This window comes from Pseudomonas sp. 9.3L (assembly GCF_058536285.1).
This window is the reverse complement of record NZ_JBZUBK010000001.1, coordinates 3,584,126-3,602,532: the sequence shown is the minus strand read 5'-3', so window position 1 is coordinate 3,602,532 and position 18,407 is coordinate 3,584,126. Positions and strand designations below refer to the sequence as shown.

Below are 18,407 nucleotides of genomic sequence, written 5' to 3'. Positions count from 1 at the left end.
TGATCGGGCCCGGCCACGCAGCCTGGCTTAGCTGGCAAAGGCGTCTTTGAGCCAGGTAAGGCCGGGCGAGTGGGGGTTGCTGCCCTCAATGGCAACGATATCGAAACGGCACGGGTGCTCTGCCCAGGAAGGCTCCTGATGCAGGTACCGTTCGGCTGCCTTGATGATGCGCGCCTGTTTACGGTCGTCGACGCTTTCTAGGGCGCCGCCCCATTGGCGGTGTAGCCTGTAGCGGACTTCGGCGAATACTACTGTATCGCCGTCTAGCATGACCAGATCCAGTTCGCCTTCTCGGCAGCGCCAGTTGCGCGCCAGCACGCTGAGGCCGTGCTGGCAAAGGTGGCGCTCGGCCCATCGCTCGGCCTGTTGCCCCGCCAGGCCAGGCGCCGTGGCGGTGGTCACTGAGCGCTGGCCGGCAGGCGCTCGACTTTACCGTTGGTGAACTGCGCCCACGGCAAGTGACGCTCGATACGCTGAGCGCTGTTCAGGCTGAGGTTGCCAGACAGGCCGTCGATTGTGTTGTCTGGCAAAGCCTTGAGCTGACCCAGGCGTGGCCCGAGGGTGTAAGCGTCCACGCCCATCGCGTAGAGGCGGCCAAGGCTGCCATTGGCCTGAGGCCACTGCCGGGCTACTTGCTGGCGAAGGGCATTATTGGCGTCCAGTAACCAAGGGGTTTCGCAGAAGCGCACGCCGCTCAGGTCGTTGTACTGAGCCGGGTCGCCACTGGCGCTGTACACATGGGACGTGGCGTAGACCGGCACATCCCCGGCGTATTGATAGTTAAGGGTGGGCTTGACCTGCTGAGCCTGCTGCGGCGTGGCGGTAAGGTAGATGAAGTCAACGTCCTGACGACGGCTACCTTGGCCGTTGGCACCCGCATGCGCCTGCATCAGCTCTGCGATCTGCTGGGCGAGCGCTACTGGTTGGTCTATCTGCACAGCGGCAACCAATGAGCCACCCCCTGCAAGCCATTCTTGCCGAAACGCTGCCAGCACCCGGTCCCCGAAGTCACCCTTGGGCACAATGGCCGCAGCGCGCTGAAAGCCATCGGCGCGTGCACGCCGTGCCACTTCGTGGGCTTCATCTTCTGCTGCCAAGCCGAATTGGAACAACTGAGAAGGGCCTGGCTGGGGGCTGTCGCTGTAATTGAGTGCAAGCGTGGTGATGGGCAACTGCGGCCGTGTGCTTAACTGCTTGACCAGGTTTTTTTCCAAGGGGCCTACCACCAGGTCGACACCTGCGGCTTGCGCCTGGCGATAGAAATCGTCCATCGAGGTGACTCTGGCGCTGTCGAACAGCTCGATCCGCGGTGCTTCCTGGCCCGCCTGAAGGGCGGCGTAGTAACTGGCCATGAAACCATCACGCAGGGCACGAGCGACACCTGCCAGCGAGCCTTCCTGCGGCAGCAAGAGGGCAATGTGCTTGAGGGGTTGGCTGGTGACGGTCATCAACTGGGCCAGAGGGGCCGGCAAGGTGCGCGCAGCGGGGTGGCTGGCATGTTGAGCACGCCAGGCTTCAATGGCGGCTTTTTGTTGCTCCAGGGTGCCCGGGGTTTTCACCACCTGAGCCAGCGTCAGCCAGCCTGCAAGGTCATCGTTGCCAACCGGCTGTACTTGGTCGGCCGGAAGGCTGGCGATCAACTTCCATATTTCCTCATGGTTAGCGGTGCTGGCGTCCCCTTGTAGCATCGGCGCGAGGAAGATTCGCTCACGCGCCGCGGCCAAGGTTTGACCATCGGCCTCAAGCGCCCTGGCACGGACCGTTTGGGCGCGCGTCTGCTGATCTATGGGCAGTTCGCCCAGATGCTGCAGGCTAGGGTGAGAAAGCGCAGTTAGCGCTGCCTTGGGGTCGTTACGGTTCAAGGCCAGTTCGGCCATGAGGGTGCTGGCGAACACTTGCTGGGCGGGCTTTAACAGGGCGAGGTCAAGGGTGCCGAAAATCTGAGTAGCTTGTGCATCCTGGTGGTCCTGCAGGGCTTTGTTGGCTGCGCTCAAGCGAAGCAGGGCGGCCTCGTCGGGCGCCTTGCTGGCCGCAGCCTGTTGTAGCAACTGTTCGACAGTGGCGTCGGTTGTGCGTGGCAGCTCGCCCAATGTCGAGCCAGGCTGGCTGGCGCAGGCGGCCAACAAAGCAGCCATGAGTAAGGCGATTAGCGGACGCAGGCAACCGGTCATGTACATCTTCCTGATACGAATCGTTGAGCGGGGCATTGTACCCAAGCAGTATTGCTGGTGCGATGCCGATGAGGGGCCGTTGCGCTGACACCCTGCCAACGCAGGCGCTACCCACCCGCGTATCGAGTGATTCGGCAAAGGCGCCCAAGGCCGTTACACTAGCGGCTTTTCCGGCGTTTCCAAGGTGTGTGCTGTGACCCTCCCAGGCGCGACTGATTCAACTTTCGGCACACTTTATGTGGTTGCCACTCCCATCGGTAATCTGGAGGACATAACCCCTCGTGCTCTGCAGGTGCTCAAGGCGGTCACCCTCATCGCTGCCGAGGACACGCGGCATTCGGTGCGCCTGTTGCAGCATTTCGGTATTCAAACGCCCCTTGCTGCCTGCCATGAACACAACGAGCGCGAAGACGGCGGGCGCTTCCTGATTAAGCTGCAAGGTGGCGAGGACGTCGCGTTGATTTCTGACGCAGGTACGCCACTGATCTCCGACCCTGGTTATCACCTGGTGCGTCAAGCAAGGGCGGCCGGTATACGGGTCGTACCTGTGCCGGGTGCCTGTGCAGTAATAGCCGCGTTGTGCGCGGCCGGGCTACCCTCCGATCGTTTCATCTTCGAAGGCTTCCTGCCTGCCAAGGCAGCGGCACGGGCCAGCCGTCTGGCCGCATTGGCCGAAGAGCCTCGAACGCTCATCTTTTATGAAGCCCCACACCGTATCCTCGAGTCGGTCCAGGCGATGGAGGCTGCCTTTGGTGGTGACCGCCCGGCCGTGCTGGCCCGTGAGCTGACTAAAACCTTCGAGACCTTGAAGGGTGTGCCCTTGGCGGACTTGAGTGCATTCATTGCCGCCGACCCCAATCAGCAGCGAGGGGAGTGCGTAGTGCTGGTGGGTGGCTGGGTAGCGCCGGTGGGCGAGGACGCCGTAAGTACAGAAGCGTTGCGGGTGCTTGACCTGCTTTTGGCCGAGCTTCCGCTCAAGAAGGCCTCGGCGTTGGCCGCTCAGATCACAGGTGTGCGCAAAAACCTGCTGTATCAAGCAGCGCTTAGCCGTCAGGGCAGCCAAACCTCAGAGTAACCACCTTATTAACGGTGAGGCGTGCGGGCCGCGCCATGAAACCGTAACGCGATTTCGCCCAACGTTGCTGGCTTTAAGCCACTTAATCGACGGATTGCTTGTGCCAGAGGCCGCTGCCCGGTAACCTTGCTGGCGGAGAGTCGGTTGGACAGTCGCTGCCGTTGCATGCTTGCATGCGCGGGGGAGGAAAGTCCGGGCTCCATAGGGCAGAGTGCCAGGTAATGCCTGGGGGGCGTGAGCCTACGGAAAGTGCCACAGAAAATAACCGCCTACGTGCTTCGGCGCCGGTAAGGGTGAAAAGGTGCGGTAAGAGCGCACCGCGCGGCTGGCAACAGTTCGTGGTCAAGGTAAACCCCACTCGGAGCAAGACCAAATAGGGTTCCATAGGCGTGGCCCGCGCTGGAACCGGGTAGGTTGCTAAAGGTGTTCAGTGATGACCACCGTAGAGGAATGACTGTCCTCGACAGAACCCGGCTTACAGACCGACTCTCCACCTTCCCCCTTCGCCGTTTCGTTTGTACCCCCTTCTCGGGTAATACCGAAAAAATCTTAATTCTCACAATTTACTTTAACTATTTGACGCAATCCCTTGCTGTGGAAGCGTATTCCCAGGCATTCGCGCATCCTTTTTGCAGCTTTTCCATCGATCCTTGGCGTAAATCACCGATATGTAAGGGATTTCACTGACAGCGCGCCTTGACGGTGTGGTGGGGGGGTTCCTATAGTGTGCGCGAGTGGCGAGAAGTGGCAGAAAGTGGGGAATAAGGGCGCCTAATAACAAGCGCGCAAAGGTTTATCTTGGGGGAAGCTCAACTGTGTTTCGCGGAGCCAATGCCATCAATCTCGATGCAAAGGGCCGTCTCGCTATGCCGAGCCGGTACCGTGACGAGTTGAATGAGCGCAGCTCTGGCCAGTTGATCATCACCATCGATACGGTTGATCGCTGTCTTAATGTGTACCCGCTCGACGAGTGGGAAATCATCGAAACCAAGCTCAAGGCGCTGCCCTCGTTGCGAGAGGAGGTCAAGCGCCTGCAACGCTTGCTGATCGGCAATGCAGTGGACCTCGAACTGGATTCAAGTGGCCGCTTTCTAGTCCCGCCGCGGCTACGTGAATATGCCCGGCTGGATAAGCGGGCGATGCTGGTAGGCCAGTTAAACAAGTTTCAACTTTGGGACGAGGACACCTGGAACGCAGTTTCAGCAGCGGACCTCGAAGCAATCCAACAACCGGGTGCCATGCCCGATGAACTGCGTGACCTGATCCTGTGACGACTGACAGCAGCTTTAACCACATTACCGTGTTGCTGGACGAGGCCATCGAGGCCTTGGCCGTGCGCCCGGACGGCTGCTATATAGATGGCACCTTTGGCCGGGGTGGGCACAGCCGCCTGCTCCTGCAGCAATTGGGCGAGGCCGGGCACCTGCTCGGGTTCGACAAGGACCCACTAGCGATTGCCACGGGGCAAGCGCTGGCGGCCGAAGATGGCCGCTTTGTCATTGTGCAGCGCAGCTTTGCCGAGATGGCCGCCGAGGCCGACCGCTTGGGCATAGCCGGCAAGGTCAGCGGCGTATTGCTGGACCTGGGCGTCTCCTCACCGCAACTGGACGACGCAACCCGCGGTTTCAGCTTCCTCAATGACGGCCCTCTGGACATGCGCATGGACCCTTCGAGCGGCGTCAGTGCGGCGGAGTTCATTGCCCAGGCTCCGGAGGAAGAGATTGCCCGGGTGTTCAAGGAGTACGGCGAGGAGCGTTTCGCCCGCCGCATGGCCCGTGCCGTGGTTCAGCGTCGGCTAGTGCAGCCTTTCGAGCGCACAGGTGATTTGGCTCAGGTGCTCAAAGACGCCAACCCGGCCTGGGAAAAGAACAAGCACCCGGCCACCCGTGCGTTCCAGGGCCTGCGCATTCACCTCAATAACGAGCTGGCCGATCTCGAAGCGGGCCTTGAGGCAGCGCTAAGCATTCTTGAGGTAGGCGGGCGGCTGGTTGTCATCAGCTTCCACTCGCTCGAAGACCGTATCGTCAAGTTGTTCATGCGACGGCTTGAAAAAGGCGAGGCTGATAAACTCCCCCGTAACCTGCCCGTTCAGGTGGAACGCTTCAACCCCATCATCCGCACCCTTGGCAAAGCCCGCTTTGCCTCCGACGCCGAACTAAAGGCCAACCCGCGTTCGCGTAGCGCAGTGATGCGTGTGGCGGAGAAGTTGCGGTGAGCAAGCTGCTAAGCAAGCCATTCGGCAAGCCATTCGGCAAGCCATTCGGCAAGCCCGTTGGCAAGCCCGTTGGCAAGCCCGTTGGCGAGGTGTCCGGCAAACCATTCGGCAAGCCCTTGCCGACCGGTAGCTTTTTGATGCTGCTGATGTTCCTGGCCGTCCTGGTGTCGGCCATCGCTGTCGCCTATAGCGCCCACCTCAACCGTACCCTGCTCAACGGCTTGTACACCGAGTTGAGTGAGCGTGACAAGGCGCAGGCAGAGTGGGGGCGGCTTATCCTTGAGCAAAGCACCTGGACGGCACACAGCCGCATTGAAGCGCTGGCCACCGAGCAGCTGAAGATGCATGTGCCTGACGCCGCCGACGTTCGCATGGTGGCTCCATGATGAAGCTCGACGGGGCGCTGTTCCCCTGGCGGTTTTGTGTGGTACTGGGCCTGTTGGGTATCATGGTCGCTGCCATCAGCTGGCGGATCATCGACTTGCAAGTGGTCGACCGGGACTTCCTCAAGGGGCAGGGTGATGCGCGCAGCATGCGGCACATTCCCATCCCCGCGCACCGCGGCTTGATCACCGATCGCAACGGCGAGCCACTGGCGGTCAGTACACCCGTCAGCACGCTTTGGGCCAACCCCAAGGAGTTGCAATTGGCCAAGGAGCGCTGGCCAGACCTTGCCCGCGCCCTCGGTCAAGCCCCGGCTCAGCTCAGCGAGCGGCTGGAAGCCAACGCCAGTAAAGAATTTCTCTACCTGGTGCGAGGGCTTACGCCTGAGCAGGGCCAGGCTGTGCTGGATCTGAAAGTGCCTGGCGTGTATGGCCTTGAAGAATTCCGCCGCTTTTACCCCGCTGGCGACGTTACCGCGCACATGGTGGGCTTTACCGACCTGGACGATCACGGCCGGGAAGGTGTAGAGCTTGCGTATGACGAATGGCTGGCGGGCGTACCCGGCCGGCGCCAGGTGATCAAGGACCGTCGCGGTAAACTGATCCGCGACGTGCAAGTGACCAAAAATGCCAAGGCAGGGAAAACCCTGGCCTTGTCCATTGACCTGCGCTTGCAATACCTGGCCACGCGCGAGTTGCGCAAGGCAATCACTGACAACCAGGCAAAGGCGGGCAGCCTGGTCATCATGGACGTGAAAACCGGTGAAGTGCTGGCCATGGTCAACATGCCCACGTACAACCCCAATAATCGCCGCACCATGGTGCCTGCCACCATGCGCAACCGTGCCATCATCGACGTATTCGAGCCCGGCTCGACCATGAAGCCGCTGTCCATGAGCGCTGCATTGGAAACCGGCCGCTGGAAGCCTACCGACAAGGTAGAGGTGTACCCAGGCTCACTGCAGATCGGCCGTTACACCATCAAGGACGTTTCCAAATCCGAAGGCCCGGTACTCGACCTGACCGGCATCCTGATCAACTCCAGTAACGTGGGGATGAGCAAGGTGGCCTTCGATGTAGGGGGCGAGAACATCTACCGCGTCATGGCGTCGGTCGGGCTTGGCCAGTATTCGGGCCTGGGCTTCCCTGGCGAGCGCGTGGGCAACCTGCCCAACCACCGCGAATGGCACAAGGCCGAGACTGCCACCCTGTCGTACGGCTATGGGCTGTCGGTCACCGCGTTGCAGTTGGTGCACGCCTACGCCACCTTGGCCAACGATGGCAAGCTGGTGCCACTGTCCATCCTCAAGGTGGACAAAGACCCTGAAGGCAACCAAGTCATTCCTCATAACGTTGCCTCTACTATCCAGGGCATGCTCCAGCAGGTAATCGAGGCACCACGAGGCGTCTATCGCGCTCAAGTGCCGGGCTACCACGTAGCGGGTAAAAGCGGTACCGCACGTAAAGCAACCATTGGCTCACGTGGCTACACCGAAAACGCCTACCGTTCGCTGTTCGCAGGCTTTGGGCCAGTGGCCAATCCGCGCTACGCGGTGGTCGTGGTCATCGACGAGCCAGGCGCTGGCGGCTACTTCGGTGGCCTGGTGTCTGCCCCGGTCTTCAGCAAGGTGATGTCGGGTACGTTGCGGTTGATGAACGTGACACCAGACAACCTTCCCGCCACCCCGCAGCAACAGGCCGAGGCAACACCGCCGGCAGCAGCACCTGCGCCCAGCAAAGGACGGCAAGGCTGATGAGCATGCCCTTGACCCACCTCTTCCCCGACGCGGGGCGCGACCCGTTGATCCGTGAGTTGGCGCTGGATAGCCGTGACGTTCGCCCAGGCGATCTGTTTCTGGCGGTGCCAGGCAAGTCGGTAGACGGCCGCACCCACATTGCCGATGCGCTGAAGCGAGGCGCAGCCGCCGTAGCCTATGAAGCCCAGGGCGCCAACGTACTGCCCCTTACCGATGTGCCGCTGATTCCTGTGCGTGGGTTGGCCGGCCAGCTGTCCCGCATCGCCGGCCGCTTCTATTCCGAGCCCGCCCGTCATCTGCGGGTAATAGGCGTGACCGGCACCAACGGTAAAACCAGTGTGACTCAACTGATCGCTCAGGCCCTGGACCACCTCGGCACCCGCTGTGGGCTGATCGGCACGCTGGGCACCGGTTTTCATGGGCAACTGAAAAGCGGGCGAATGACCACTCCCGATGCCGTGAAGGTCCAAGCGACCCTGGCCGACCTGCGCAAGGCCGGTGCCCGCGCTGTTGCCATGGAAGTGTCCTCCCACGCACTGGAGCAGGGCCGTGTCGCTGCCCTGGATTTCACCCTGGCCGTGTTCACCAACCTGTCCCGAGACCACTTGGACTACCACGGCAGCATGGAGGCCTACGCCGAGGCCAAGGCCCAATTGTTCGCCTGGCCAACCTTGCGCGCCCGGGTGCTTAACCTGGACGACGCCTTTGGCCGCGAGCTGGCCAGCCGGCCTGGTGTGTCCCGGGTGATTGGCTACAGCCTCACGGATACCCATGCCGCGCTGTATTGCCGCGACGTACGCTTTGACGACCACGGGGTGAGCGCAACCCTGGCAACCGGGCAGGGCACCTTCAGCCTGCGCAGCTGCCTGTTGGGCCGGTTCAACCTCAGCAACCTGCTGGCAGCCATTGGGGCGCTGATGGCGTTGGACTACCCGCTGGATGAAATTCTCAAGGTCGTGCCCAAGCTGCAAGGCCCGCAGGGGCGAGTGCAGCGTTTGGGCGGTGGCAACCAGCCATTGGTAGTGGTGGATTACGCGCATACTCCAGATGCCCTGGAGAAAATTCTTCAAGCCCTTCGCCCTCATGCCACGGGCAAGCTGGTGTGCGTATTCGGGTGCGGTGGTGACCGTGACCGTGGCAAGCGCCCACTCATGGCCAAGGTCGCCGAGGACGAGGCGGACGTTGTGATCGTCACTGACGACAACCCTCGCAGCGAAGTGCCGGAGGCGATCTTCGATGACATCCGCCCTGGCTTTACGCAGCCCGAGCAAGTGCGTTTCATCGCCGGCCGGGCCGAGGCTATCGCTCAGGCCATCGCACAGGCCAATACCGGCGATGTGGTCGTGCTGGCTGGTAAAGGCCACGAGGATTACCAGGAAATCAAAGGCGAGCGCCAGCCGTTCTCCGATATCGCACAGGCCCAAGCCGCGCTTGGCGCCTGGGAGCCTAACCATGTTTAAGCCTATGTCCCTTAGCCAGCTCATCGCGCCGCTGGGCGCTCGCCTGGTGGGTGACGACTGCAGTTTTACGGGCGTGAGCATCGACAGCCGCGCCATCGAACCAGGGTGCGCGTTCATTGCCTTGGCCGGCCCACGGTTCGATGGCCACGACTATTTGGCGGAGGTAGCGGCCAAGGGCGCCGTGGCCGCTGTGGTGGAGCGTGAAGTGCTGGGCGCACCCTTGCCGCAATTAGTGGTGGCTGACAGCCGCCTGGCGTTGGGCGCCTTGGGGGCACTGAACCGTGCTGCGTTCACTGGCCCTGTCGCCGCCGTTACCGGCTCCAGCGGCAAGACCACCGTAAAGGAAATGCTCGCCGCGATCCTTCGCGTGCGTGGGCCCGCTCTAGCAACCCGTGGGAATCTCAACAACGATCTGGGCGCCCCGCTTACGCTGCTTGAATTGAGCGAAGCGCACTGGGCGGCAGTCATCGAACTGGGTGCGTCACGGGTGGGCGAAATTGCCTATACCGTCGGCCTTACCCGGCCACAGGTCGCCCTTATCAACAATGCCGGCACTGCACACGTTGGCGAGTTTGGCGGGCCGGACAAAATCATCGAGGCCAAGGGTGAAATCCTGGAAGGCCTAGGCGCGACTGGCGTGGCCGTACTGAACCTCGACGACGCCGCCTACCCGATATGGCTTGCCAGAGCAGGCGCGCACGCCGTGTTGACCTTCTCGCTGGCCAACCCTGAAGCGAGTTTTCATGCCGGCCCCGTGGGAACGGACGAGCGCGGCTGCCCTGCGTTCGAACTACGCTGTGACGACGGCATCGAGCCTATTCAATTGAACCTGTTGGGCCTGCACAACGTGCTCAACGCACTGGCAGCGGCGGCGGCTGCACGCGCGCTGGGGGCTACCCTGCCGGAAATCGCCCAAGGCCTGAACAGCGTGCAACCGGTAAAAGGGCGCACGGTAGCGCAGGTTACGCCCACAGGCACCCGTGTAATCGACGACACCTATAACGCTAACCCCTCCTCGGTGGCCGCAGCGGTTGATATACTCGCCGGCTTTTCTGGCCGCACCGTTCTGGTGCTCGGGGACATCGGGGAATTAGGCAGCTGGGCCACCGAAGGCCATCGCCAAGTAGGGGCCTATGCCCGGGGGCGCGTCGATGCGCTGTATGCCGTGGGCCCACTCATGGCTCACGCCGTCGAAGCCTTCGGTGAAAACGCCCGGCACTTCAATACTCAGGCTGAACTCATCCAGGCCCTCGCCGCGGAACAGCTCGCTCATACCACTATTTTGATAAAAGGCTCGCGCAGCGCTGCGATGGAACACGTCGTAGCGGCCTTGTGCGGCGCCAGCGAGGAGAAACATTAATGCTGCTGCTGTTGGCCGAATTCCTTCAACAGTTCTATAAGGGCTTCGCGGTGTTCCAGTACCTCACCTTGCGTGGGATTCTGGGCGTCTTGACTGCGCTGGTGCTTTCGCTGTGGCTAGGCCCGTGGATGATCCGCACCCTGCAAATCCGTCAGATTGGCCAATCGGTTCGAAACGACGGCCCTCAGTCCCACCTGTCCAAGTCCGGCACCCCGACCATGGGGGGCGCGCTGATTCTGTCCGCCATTGGTATCAGCACCCTGTTATGGGCTGACCTTTCCAACCGCTACGTGTGGGTGGTACTGATCGTTACGCTCCTGTTCGGTGGCATCGGTTGGGTGGACGACTACCGTAAGGTGATCGAGAAAAACTCCCGTGGCTTGCCCAGCCGCTGGAAGTATTTCTGGCAGTCAGTGTTCGGGATTTGCGCGGCGGTGTTCTTGTACACCACCGCCAATAGCCCAGTAGAAACCACGTTGATCGTTCCGATGTTCAAGGACGCCAGCATTGCCATGGGCGCAGGCTTCATGGTGCTGGCGTATCTGGTGATCGTAGGGTCCAGCAACGCCGTCAACCTCACCGATGGCCTGGATGGCCTGGCGATCATGCCAACGGTCATGGTAGGTGGGGCGCTGGGGATCTTCTGCTACCTGTCCGGCAACGTAAAATTTGCAGACTACCTGCTGATCCCCTATGTGCCAGGCGCGGGCGAGCTCATCGTATTTTGCGGCGCGCTGATCGGGGCAGGGCTGGGCTTTTTGTGGTTCAACACCTACCCCGCCCAGGTGTTCATGGGCGATGTGGGCGCATTGGCCCTGGGTGCCGCCCTGGGCACCATTGCCGTGATCGTTCGCCAGGAGATTGTCCTGTTCATCATGGGCGGTGTGTTCGTGATGGAAACCCTTTCAGTGGTCATCCAGGTAGCGTCGTTCAAGTTGACCGGGCGCCGGGTGTTCCGCATGGCGCCGATCCATCACCATTTCGAACTCAAGGGCTGGCCCGAACCACGGGTCATCGTGCGCTTCTGGATCATTACCGTGATTCTGGTGCTCATCGGCCTTGCCACCTTGAAGCTGAGGTAGCCCTGTGTCGCTAATCGCTTCCGATCAGTTCCGCATCGTTGTCGGCCTCGGCAAGAGCGGCATGTCCCTGGTTCGCTTCCTGGCGAAGCAGGGCATTGCCTTTGCCGTGGCCGATACGCGCGAGCAGCCACCGGAATTGACGACGCTACAGCGAGACTTCCCTCAGGTTGAGGTGCGCTGCGGCGCCTTGGACGTGGATTTCCTGTGCCGTGCCAGTGAGCTGTTCGTAAGCCCGGGCCTGGCAATTGCGACCCCAGCCTTGGCTGAGGCCGCCGCTCGTGGCGTGAAGCTGTCCGGTGACATCGACCTGTTCGCCCGCTATGCCCGCGCCCCCATCGTGGCAATCACGGGCTCGAATGCAAAAAGCACGGTGACCACCTTGCTAGGGGAGATGGCCCAGGCCGCAGGCAAGCGGGTAGCCGTCGGCGGCAACCTGGGCACGCCCGCACTTGAGCTGCTGGACGATGCTGTGGAGCTGTACGTGATGGAGCTGTCCAGCTTCCAACTGGAAACCACTCATCAACTCAATGCTGAGGTCGCCACGGTGCTCAACCTCAGCGAAGACCACATGGACCGCTACAGCGGCATGCCGGCGTACCACATGGCCAAGCATCGCATCTTCAGGGGCGCGCGCATGGCGGTGGTCAACCGCCAGGACGCCCTGACCCGGCCCTTGCCCAGGGGCGATTTGCGCATCGTCTCGTTTGGCCTGGACGCCCCCGATTTCAATGCCTTTGGCCTGCGCCAGGAAGGTGGTATCAAGTACTTGGCGTTTGCACAGACACTGCTATTGCCGGTGAGCGAGCTCAAATTGCGTGGTGCCCATAACTACGCCAACGCCCTCGCGGCCTTGGCCCTGGGCCATGCCGCAGGCTTGCCGACAGCGCCCATGCTGGATGCGCTGCGGGCATTTACGGGGCTGGCCCACCGTTGCCAGTGGGTACGCGAGTACAACGGTGTGAGTTGGTACAACGACTCCAAGGCCACCAACGTGGGCGCGGCCCTGGCGGCCATTGAAGGGCTGGGCAGCGATATGGACGGCAAGCTGGTGCTCATTGCCGGCGGCGATGGCAAAGGTGCAGATTTTTCCGGCCTGCGCGCCCCGGTCAGCCGCTACTGCCGTGCGGTGGTCTTGTTGGGCCGTGACGCCCAGAAGATCGCTGACGCCCTAGGTCCAAGCGTGACCCAGGTTCAGGTAGCGGACCTGCCCGCCGCAGTCGCCCAGGGCGCTCAGCTGGCACAGCCAGGCGACGCAGTGTTGCTATCCCCTGCCTGCGCCAGCCTGGACATGTTCAGCAATTACGAAGCACGTGGGCACCTGTTCGCCCAAGCCGTGGAGGCATTGGCATGATTTTCAACGTCATCAAGCCGTTCCCTTCGCCGCTCATCAGCAACCGTGGCATTGATATCGATTTCCCGATGCTGGCGGGTTGCCTGGCACTGCTGGGCCTGGGGTTGGTCATGATTACCTCGGCCTCTAGTGAAGTCGCAGCGGTACAAAGCGGCAACGCGCTGTACAACATGACGCGCCACCTGGTTTACCTCGTGCTCGGCCTAGGGGCCTGTGGCATCACCTTGATGATCCCTATTGCCACGTGGCAACGTTTGGGCTGGTTGCTGTTGGCCGGCGCGTTTGCCTTGTTGTTCCTGGTGATCGTGCCAGGCATTGGGCGGGAGGTGAACGGCTCCATGCGCTGGATCGGCTTCGGCGCGTTCAACGTTCAGCCTTCGGAACTGGCTAAGGTGTTCGTGGTGATCTTCCTCTCCGGTTATCTGGTCAGGCGTCAGCACGAAGTGCGCGAAAGCTGGATGGGCTTTTTCAAGCCCTTCATCGTGCTGTTACCCATGGCAGGCCTCTTGCTCATGGAGCCAGACTTCGGCGCCACGGTTGTCATGATGGGCGCCGCTGCGGCCATGCTGTTCCTGGGTGGGGTTGGGCTGTTCCGCTTTGCCTTGATGGTAGCGCTGGCCGTGGGCGCAGTGTTCGTGCTGGTTCAAGCCCAGCCTTACCGCATGGCGCGTTTGATTACCTTCACCGACCCCTGGGCTGACCAGTTCGGTTCGGGCTACCAGCTAACCCAGGCGCTGATTGCCTTTGGGCGCGGTGAGTGGTTCGGCGTGGGGCTGGGCAATAGCGTGCAAAAGCAGTTTTACCTGCCAGAGGCCCATACCGACTTCGTGTTCTCGGTGCTGGCCGAAGAGCTGGGGGTCGTTGGCTCTTTATGCACTGTCGCGCTTTTTGTGTTCGTCTGCGTACGTGGCATGTACATCGGTTTGTGGGCCGAGAAGGCCAAACAATTCTTCGCGGCTTATATGGCGTATGGGCTGTCGTTCCTGTGGATTGGTCAATTCCTGATCAATATCGGCGTGAACGTGGGCTTGCTGCCTACCAAAGGCCTGACGCTTCCATTTCTCAGCTACGGGGGCAGCTCGTTGGTAATCTGCTGCGCCTGCCTGGGGCTGTTACTGCGGATCGAATGGGAGAGCCGCACGTACCTGGGCAGCGAGGAAGCCGAGTTTACCGAGAAGGATTTCATCGAGGAGCCCTACCATGGCCGGTAACGTGCTGATCATGGCAGGCGGCACCGGCGGCCACGTGTTCCCGGCGCTGGCCTGTGCCAAGGAGTTTCAGGCTCGCGGCTATACCGTTCACTGGTTGGGTACGCCGCGGGGCATTGAAAACGAGCTGGTCCCCGGCGCGGGCCTTACGCTGCATACCATCAGTGCCAGCGGTTTGCGCGGCAAAGGGCGAGCGGCGTTACTCAAGGCGCCTTTCATGCTACTGAAGTCGGTGATGCAGGCCAGGGCGATCATCCGCCGTGTACAACCCGTTTGCGTGGTGGGCTTCGGGGGCTATGTGACAGGCCCGGGCGGGCTGGCTGCGCGCCTGGCAGGCGTGCCGGTGGTAGTGCACGAGCAGAACGCCGTGGCCGGTACGGCCAATCGGCTACTGGCGCCCCTGGCGAGCCGTGTCTGCGAAGCCTTTCCACGCACCTTCGCCCCGTCGCCCAAGTGCTTGACCACGGGCAACCCCGTGCGCACAGAGCTGTTCCTCACGGCACCTCGCCAGCCGCTGGCCGGGCGCCGTGCCCGCCTGTTGGTAATGGGTGGAAGCCTGGGTGCCGAGCCGTTGAACAAACTGGTACCTCAGGCACTGGCCAGTCTGGAAGCGGCGCACCGGCCCGACGTGTTCCACCAAGCCGGCAAGCAGCACGATCAGACAACCGCCGAGCGCTACACCAGCTTGGGCGTCGATGCCCAGGTCGCACCCTTTATCGCGGACATGGCACAGGCCTATGCCTGGGCTGACGTAGTGATTTGCCGCGCGGGTGCACTGACTGTCAGCGAGTTGGCTGCCGCAGGCCTGCCTTCGCTGCTGGTCCCCTTGCCACACGCCATTGACGACCACCAGAGTCGCAATGCCGATTTTTTGGCCCGCGAAGGTGCTGCCTTCGTCATGCCGCAAGCAACAACAGGTGCCGCACAGCTTGCCGCGCGCCTTGAAGAGGTTTTGATGCAACCGCAAACACTAGTCACCATGGCCGACAGCGCCCGTCGATTGGCTAAACCAGACGCCACCCGCAGTGTCGTCGACGCTTGCCTGGAGGTGACCCATGGTTGAGGGTCAACGCGCCATGCCGCAGCCTGAAATGCGCCGTATTCGCCGTATCCACTTCGTGGGCATCGGCGGGGTGGGCATGTGCGGCATCGCTGAGGTGCTGCTCAACCTGGGGTATGAAGTTTCGGGTTCAGACTTGAAGGCCTCTGGCGTGACTGAGCGGCTACGTGCGTTTGGCGCCGAAGTGTTTATCGGTCACCGCGCCGAAAACGCGACCAAGGCCGATGTGCTGGTGGTGTCCAGCGCCGTGAACGTCAGCAACCCGGAAGTGGCCACCGCGCTGGAACGGCGCATCCCTGTCGTCCGCCGTGCCGAAATGCTGGCCGAGCTGATGCGCTACCGTCATGGCATCGCCGTGGCCGGTACCCATGGCAAGACCACCACTACCAGCTTGCTGGCCTCGGTGTTCGCGGCAGCGGGCCTGGACCCAACGTTCGTGATTGGTGGCCGTTTGAACGCGGCTGGCACCAATGCCCAATTGGGCAGCAGCCGTTACCTGATCGCCGAAGCCGACGAAAGCGACGCCAGCTTCCTGCATTTGCAGCCGCTGGTAGCGGTGGTCACCAACATCGACGCTGACCACATGGCCACCTACGAAGGGGACTTCAACAAGCTGAAGAAAACCTTCGTCGAGTTCCTGCATAACCTGCCGTTCTACGGGCTGGCCGTGGCCTGCCTGGACGACCCGGTGGTGCGAGACATCCTGCCGCAGATCGCGCGCCCCACTACTACGTACGGGGTGCACGAAGCCGCCGACGTACGCGCTATCAATATCCGTCAGGATGGCATGCAAACCTACTTCACCGTGTTGCGCCGCGACCGCGAGCCTTTGGCCGTGTCGGTCAACATGCCGGGCAACCACAACGTGCTCAATGCCTTGGCGACCATTGCCATCGCTACCGACGAGGGCATCAGCGACGAGGCCATTGTGCATGGCCTGTCCGGGTTCCAGGGCGTGGGCCGGCGATTCCAGGTGTACGGCGAGCTGCCCGTAGAGGGTGGCCACGTGATGCTGGTGGATGACTACGGTCATCACCCACGCGAAGTTGCCGCTGTGATCGAGGCAGTACGCGGCGGCTGGCCCGAGCGCCGTCTGGTCATGCTCTACCAGCCTCACCGCTACAGCCGTACGCGTGACCTGTACGACGATTTCGTGCAGGTACTGGCCGATGCCAATGTGCTGTTGCTGATGGAGGTGTACCCTGCTGGCGAAGAACCTATTCCTGGCGCGGACAGCCGACAGTTGTGCCACAGCATTCGTCAGCGCGGCCAACTCGACCCTATTTATGTAGAGCGTGGTACTGAAATCGCACCGGTGGTCAAGCCGCTGCTGCGCCCCGGTGACATCCTGCTGTGCCAGGGTGCCGGGGACGTTGGCTCTATCGCACCTCAGCTATTGAAAAGCCCGCTGTTTGCCGGCGCAGTCGCCACTTCGGGGAAAGACCAATGAACGCCCAAGCCTATGAACACTTGATGTCCACCGTCATGCCCAGCGACTTCGGCCGCGTGGCGGTACTGTACGGCGGTACCAGTGCCGAACGTGAGGTATCGCTCAAGTCCGGCGCACAGGTGCTGGGCGCGCTGCAAGCTGCAGGTGTCGATGCGTTCGGGATCGACGTAGGGCCCGATTTTCTACAGGTGTTGCAGCGCGAGAAGATCGACCGCGCCTTCATCATCCTGCACGGGCGCGGTGGCGAAGACGGCAGCATGCAGGGCCTGCTGGAGTGCCTGGGCATTCCCTACACCGGCAGCGGCATCCTGGCGTCAGCCCTGGCGATGGACAAACTGCGCACCAAGCAGGTGTGGCACACCCTGGGTATTCCTACGCCACGTCACGCGGTATTGGCCAGCGAGGCCGATTGTGTGAAGGCGATCACGGAACTGGGCTTCCCTTTAATCGTCAAACCCGCCCATGAAGGTTCAAGTATCGGCATGGCCAAGGTGACCAGTGAGCGTGAATTGGTCCAGGCCTGGCAGGCCGCCAGCGTTTTTGATTCGCAAGTCCTGGTTGAGCAGTGGGTCGATGGCCCCGAATTTACTGTGGCGGTCTTGCGTGACCAGGTGCTGCCGGCTATCGCGTTGGGCACGCCGCACACCTTCTATGACTACGATGCCAAGTACGTGGCGAACGACACCCAGTACCGCATTCCCTGCGGCCTGGCTCCAGAAAAAGAGCAAGAGTTGATGGCCCTAAGCCTTCGTGCCTGCCAGGCCATCGGTATTGCCGGATGGGGGCGGGTCGATATCATGCAAGATGCCGCTGGCGCCTTCTGGCTGCTGGAGGTCAACACCGCACCTGGCATGACAGACCACAGCCTGGTGCCTATGGCCGCCCGTGCTGCGGGCCTTGATTTCCAGCAATTGGTACTGTCGATCCTGGCTGACTCGCTACAGGCGCGAGGTTAATCCATGCGTGCCCCTGGCGTTCGTCATCCGCAGCCCATGCCCAGCCGTAAGGTTGAGCAACGTGGCGCAAGCCGTATGGTGGCCAAGGAGCCGCTGGGCAGCCGTGTGCCACGCGTGGGTGGCAGCGTGTTCAAGAAGCTGCTGTGGCCGTTGGTCCTGCTGGCGCTGGCGGCAGGCACGTATGAAGGCGCCGAGCGCGCCATGCCTTACCTGGACCGCCCCGTGTCCAAGATCAATGTCCAGGGCGACCTGAGCTACGTGAGTCAGCAGGCCGTGCAGGAACGTATCGCTCCGTACGCGAACGCGCGCTTTTTCAGCATTGACCTGACCGGCATGCGCACCGAACTGGAGCAGATGGCCTGGATTGCCCACGCTGAAGTCCGGCGGGTATGGCCAGACCAGGTCGTGATTCGCCTCGAAGAACAATTGCCCGTTGCCCGCTGGGGCGAAGGGCAGCTATTGAACAACCAAGGCCAGGCATTCGCCCCGCGCGAACTGGCCAATTATGAGCACCTGCCTCAGCTGTTTGGCCCGCAGCGTGCTCAGCAACAAGTCATGCAGCAGTATCAAGTGCTTAGTCAGATGCTTCGGCCTCTAGGGTTTTCAATAGCACGGCTTGAATTGCGTGAGCGCGGTAGCTGGTTCCTGACCACAGGCGCGGGCAGCGCCGGGCCGGGCATCGATTTGCTGCTGGGGCGTGACCATCTGGTGGAAAAGCTGCGCCGGTTCATCGCCATATACGACAAGACCCTAAAAGATCAGATCACGAATATTGCCCGCGTCGACTTGCGCTATGCCAACGGCCTTGCCGTTGGCTGGCGTGACCCGAACGCGGCGGCGCCAGCGGTACCGACCGTGGCGAAGAATTAACAAGAGGCA

At 61.9% G+C, this 18,407-nt stretch carries 16 protein-coding genes and 1 other RNA gene; 15 read left to right on the top strand and 2 right to left on the bottom strand.

Annotated elements, in window-relative coordinates; translation table 11 throughout:
• Positions 1-27 precede the first annotated feature (27 nt).
• Positions 28-402, bottom strand: coding sequence for a YraN family protein (locus AC4LE2_RS16660; RefSeq protein WP_491826805.1), 375 nt, complete (start codon positions 400-402; stop codon positions 28-30).
• The gene (locus AC4LE2_RS16655; protein ID WP_491826804.1) at positions 399-2,171 is read right to left on the bottom strand and encodes a penicillin-binding protein activator; all 1,773 of its coding nucleotides are present in this window, start codon (positions 2,169-2,171) and stop codon (positions 399-401) included. Before AC4LE2_RS16655 ends, AC4LE2_RS16660 begins: the two co-directional genes overlap by 4 nt.
• A 193-nt stretch (positions 2,172-2,364) precedes the next feature.
• On the opposite strand from AC4LE2_RS16655, the gene rsmI reads away from it, so the two are divergent.
• The 15 genes from rsmI (at position 2,365) to AC4LE2_RS16580 (ending at position 18,398) form a co-directional block, all read left to right on the top strand.
• The gene (rsmI, locus tag AC4LE2_RS16650; protein ID WP_491826803.1) at positions 2,365-3,246 is read left to right on the top strand and encodes a 16S rRNA (cytidine(1402)-2'-O)-methyltransferase; all 882 of its coding nucleotides are present in this window, start codon (positions 2,365-2,367) and stop codon (positions 3,244-3,246) included.
• A gap of 136 nt (positions 3,247-3,382) precedes the next feature.
• Positions 3,383-3,740: RNase P RNA component class A (gene rnpB / locus AC4LE2_RS16645), an RNA gene on the top strand.
• Positions 3,741-4,061: 321 nt separating this feature from the next.
• On the top strand, positions 4,062-4,517 hold the full coding sequence (mraZ, locus tag AC4LE2_RS16640) for a division/cell wall cluster transcriptional repressor MraZ (protein ID WP_491826802.1): 456 nt from the start codon (positions 4,062-4,064) through the stop codon (positions 4,515-4,517).
• Positions 4,514-5,461 (top strand): 16S rRNA (cytosine(1402)-N(4))-methyltransferase RsmH, encoded by a 948-nt coding sequence (gene rsmH, locus AC4LE2_RS16635; protein ID WP_491826801.1) that lies wholly within the window; start codon positions 4,514-4,516, stop codon positions 5,459-5,461. The genes mraZ and rsmH overlap by 4 nt, the downstream gene beginning before the upstream one ends.
• An 89-nt stretch (positions 5,462-5,550) precedes the next feature.
• Positions 5,551-5,847 (top strand): cell division protein FtsL, encoded by a 297-nt coding sequence (ftsL, locus tag AC4LE2_RS16630; RefSeq protein WP_491828159.1) that lies wholly within the window; start codon positions 5,551-5,553, stop codon positions 5,845-5,847.
• Positions 5,847-7,598, top strand: coding sequence for a peptidoglycan D,D-transpeptidase FtsI family protein (locus AC4LE2_RS16625; protein WP_491828158.1), 1,752 nt, complete (start codon positions 5,847-5,849; stop codon positions 7,596-7,598). Before ftsL ends, AC4LE2_RS16625 begins: the two co-directional genes overlap by 1 nt.
• The gene (locus AC4LE2_RS16620) at positions 7,598-9,061 is read left to right on the top strand and encodes a UDP-N-acetylmuramoyl-L-alanyl-D-glutamate--2,6-diaminopimelate ligase (RefSeq protein WP_491826800.1); all 1,464 of its coding nucleotides are present in this window, start codon (positions 7,598-7,600) and stop codon (positions 9,059-9,061) included. Before AC4LE2_RS16625 ends, AC4LE2_RS16620 begins: the two co-directional genes overlap by 1 nt.
• The gene (locus AC4LE2_RS16615; protein ID WP_491826799.1) at positions 9,054-10,421 is read left to right on the top strand and encodes a UDP-N-acetylmuramoyl-tripeptide--D-alanyl-D-alanine ligase; all 1,368 of its coding nucleotides are present in this window, start codon (positions 9,054-9,056) and stop codon (positions 10,419-10,421) included. Before AC4LE2_RS16620 ends, AC4LE2_RS16615 begins: the two co-directional genes overlap by 8 nt.
• Entirely contained in the window at positions 10,421-11,503 is a 1,083-nt protein-coding gene (mraY, locus tag AC4LE2_RS16610) for a phospho-N-acetylmuramoyl-pentapeptide-transferase (RefSeq protein ID WP_491826798.1), read from the top strand. Before AC4LE2_RS16615 ends, mraY begins: the two co-directional genes overlap by 1 nt.
• Positions 11,504-11,507: 4 nt before the next feature.
• Entirely contained in the window at positions 11,508-12,854 is a 1,347-nt protein-coding gene (murD, locus tag AC4LE2_RS16605) for a UDP-N-acetylmuramoyl-L-alanine--D-glutamate ligase (protein WP_491826797.1), read from the top strand.
• Positions 12,851-14,065, top strand: coding sequence for a putative lipid II flippase FtsW (gene ftsW, locus AC4LE2_RS16600; RefSeq protein WP_491826796.1), 1,215 nt, complete (start codon positions 12,851-12,853; stop codon positions 14,063-14,065). Before murD ends, ftsW begins: the two co-directional genes overlap by 4 nt.
• Positions 14,055-15,125, top strand: coding sequence for an undecaprenyldiphospho-muramoylpentapeptide beta-N-acetylglucosaminyltransferase (gene murG, locus AC4LE2_RS16595; RefSeq protein ID WP_491826795.1), 1,071 nt, complete (start codon positions 14,055-14,057; stop codon positions 15,123-15,125). Before ftsW ends, murG begins: the two co-directional genes overlap by 11 nt.
• Positions 15,118-16,572: a UDP-N-acetylmuramate--L-alanine ligase gene (murC, locus tag AC4LE2_RS16590; protein WP_491826794.1), complete on the top strand. Its 1,455-nt coding sequence runs from the start codon at positions 15,118-15,120 to the stop codon at positions 16,570-16,572. The genes murG and murC overlap by 8 nt, the downstream gene beginning before the upstream one ends.
• The gene (locus tag AC4LE2_RS16585) at positions 16,569-17,528 is read left to right on the top strand and encodes a D-alanine--D-alanine ligase (RefSeq protein WP_491826793.1); all 960 of its coding nucleotides are present in this window, start codon (positions 16,569-16,571) and stop codon (positions 17,526-17,528) included. Before murC ends, AC4LE2_RS16585 begins: the two co-directional genes overlap by 4 nt.
• A 3-nt stretch (positions 17,529-17,531) precedes the next feature.
• Positions 17,532-18,398, top strand: a complete 867-nt coding sequence (locus AC4LE2_RS16580) for a cell division protein FtsQ/DivIB (protein WP_491826792.1) — start codon at positions 17,532-17,534, stop codon at positions 18,396-18,398.
• Positions 18,399-18,407 lie beyond the last annotated feature (9 nt).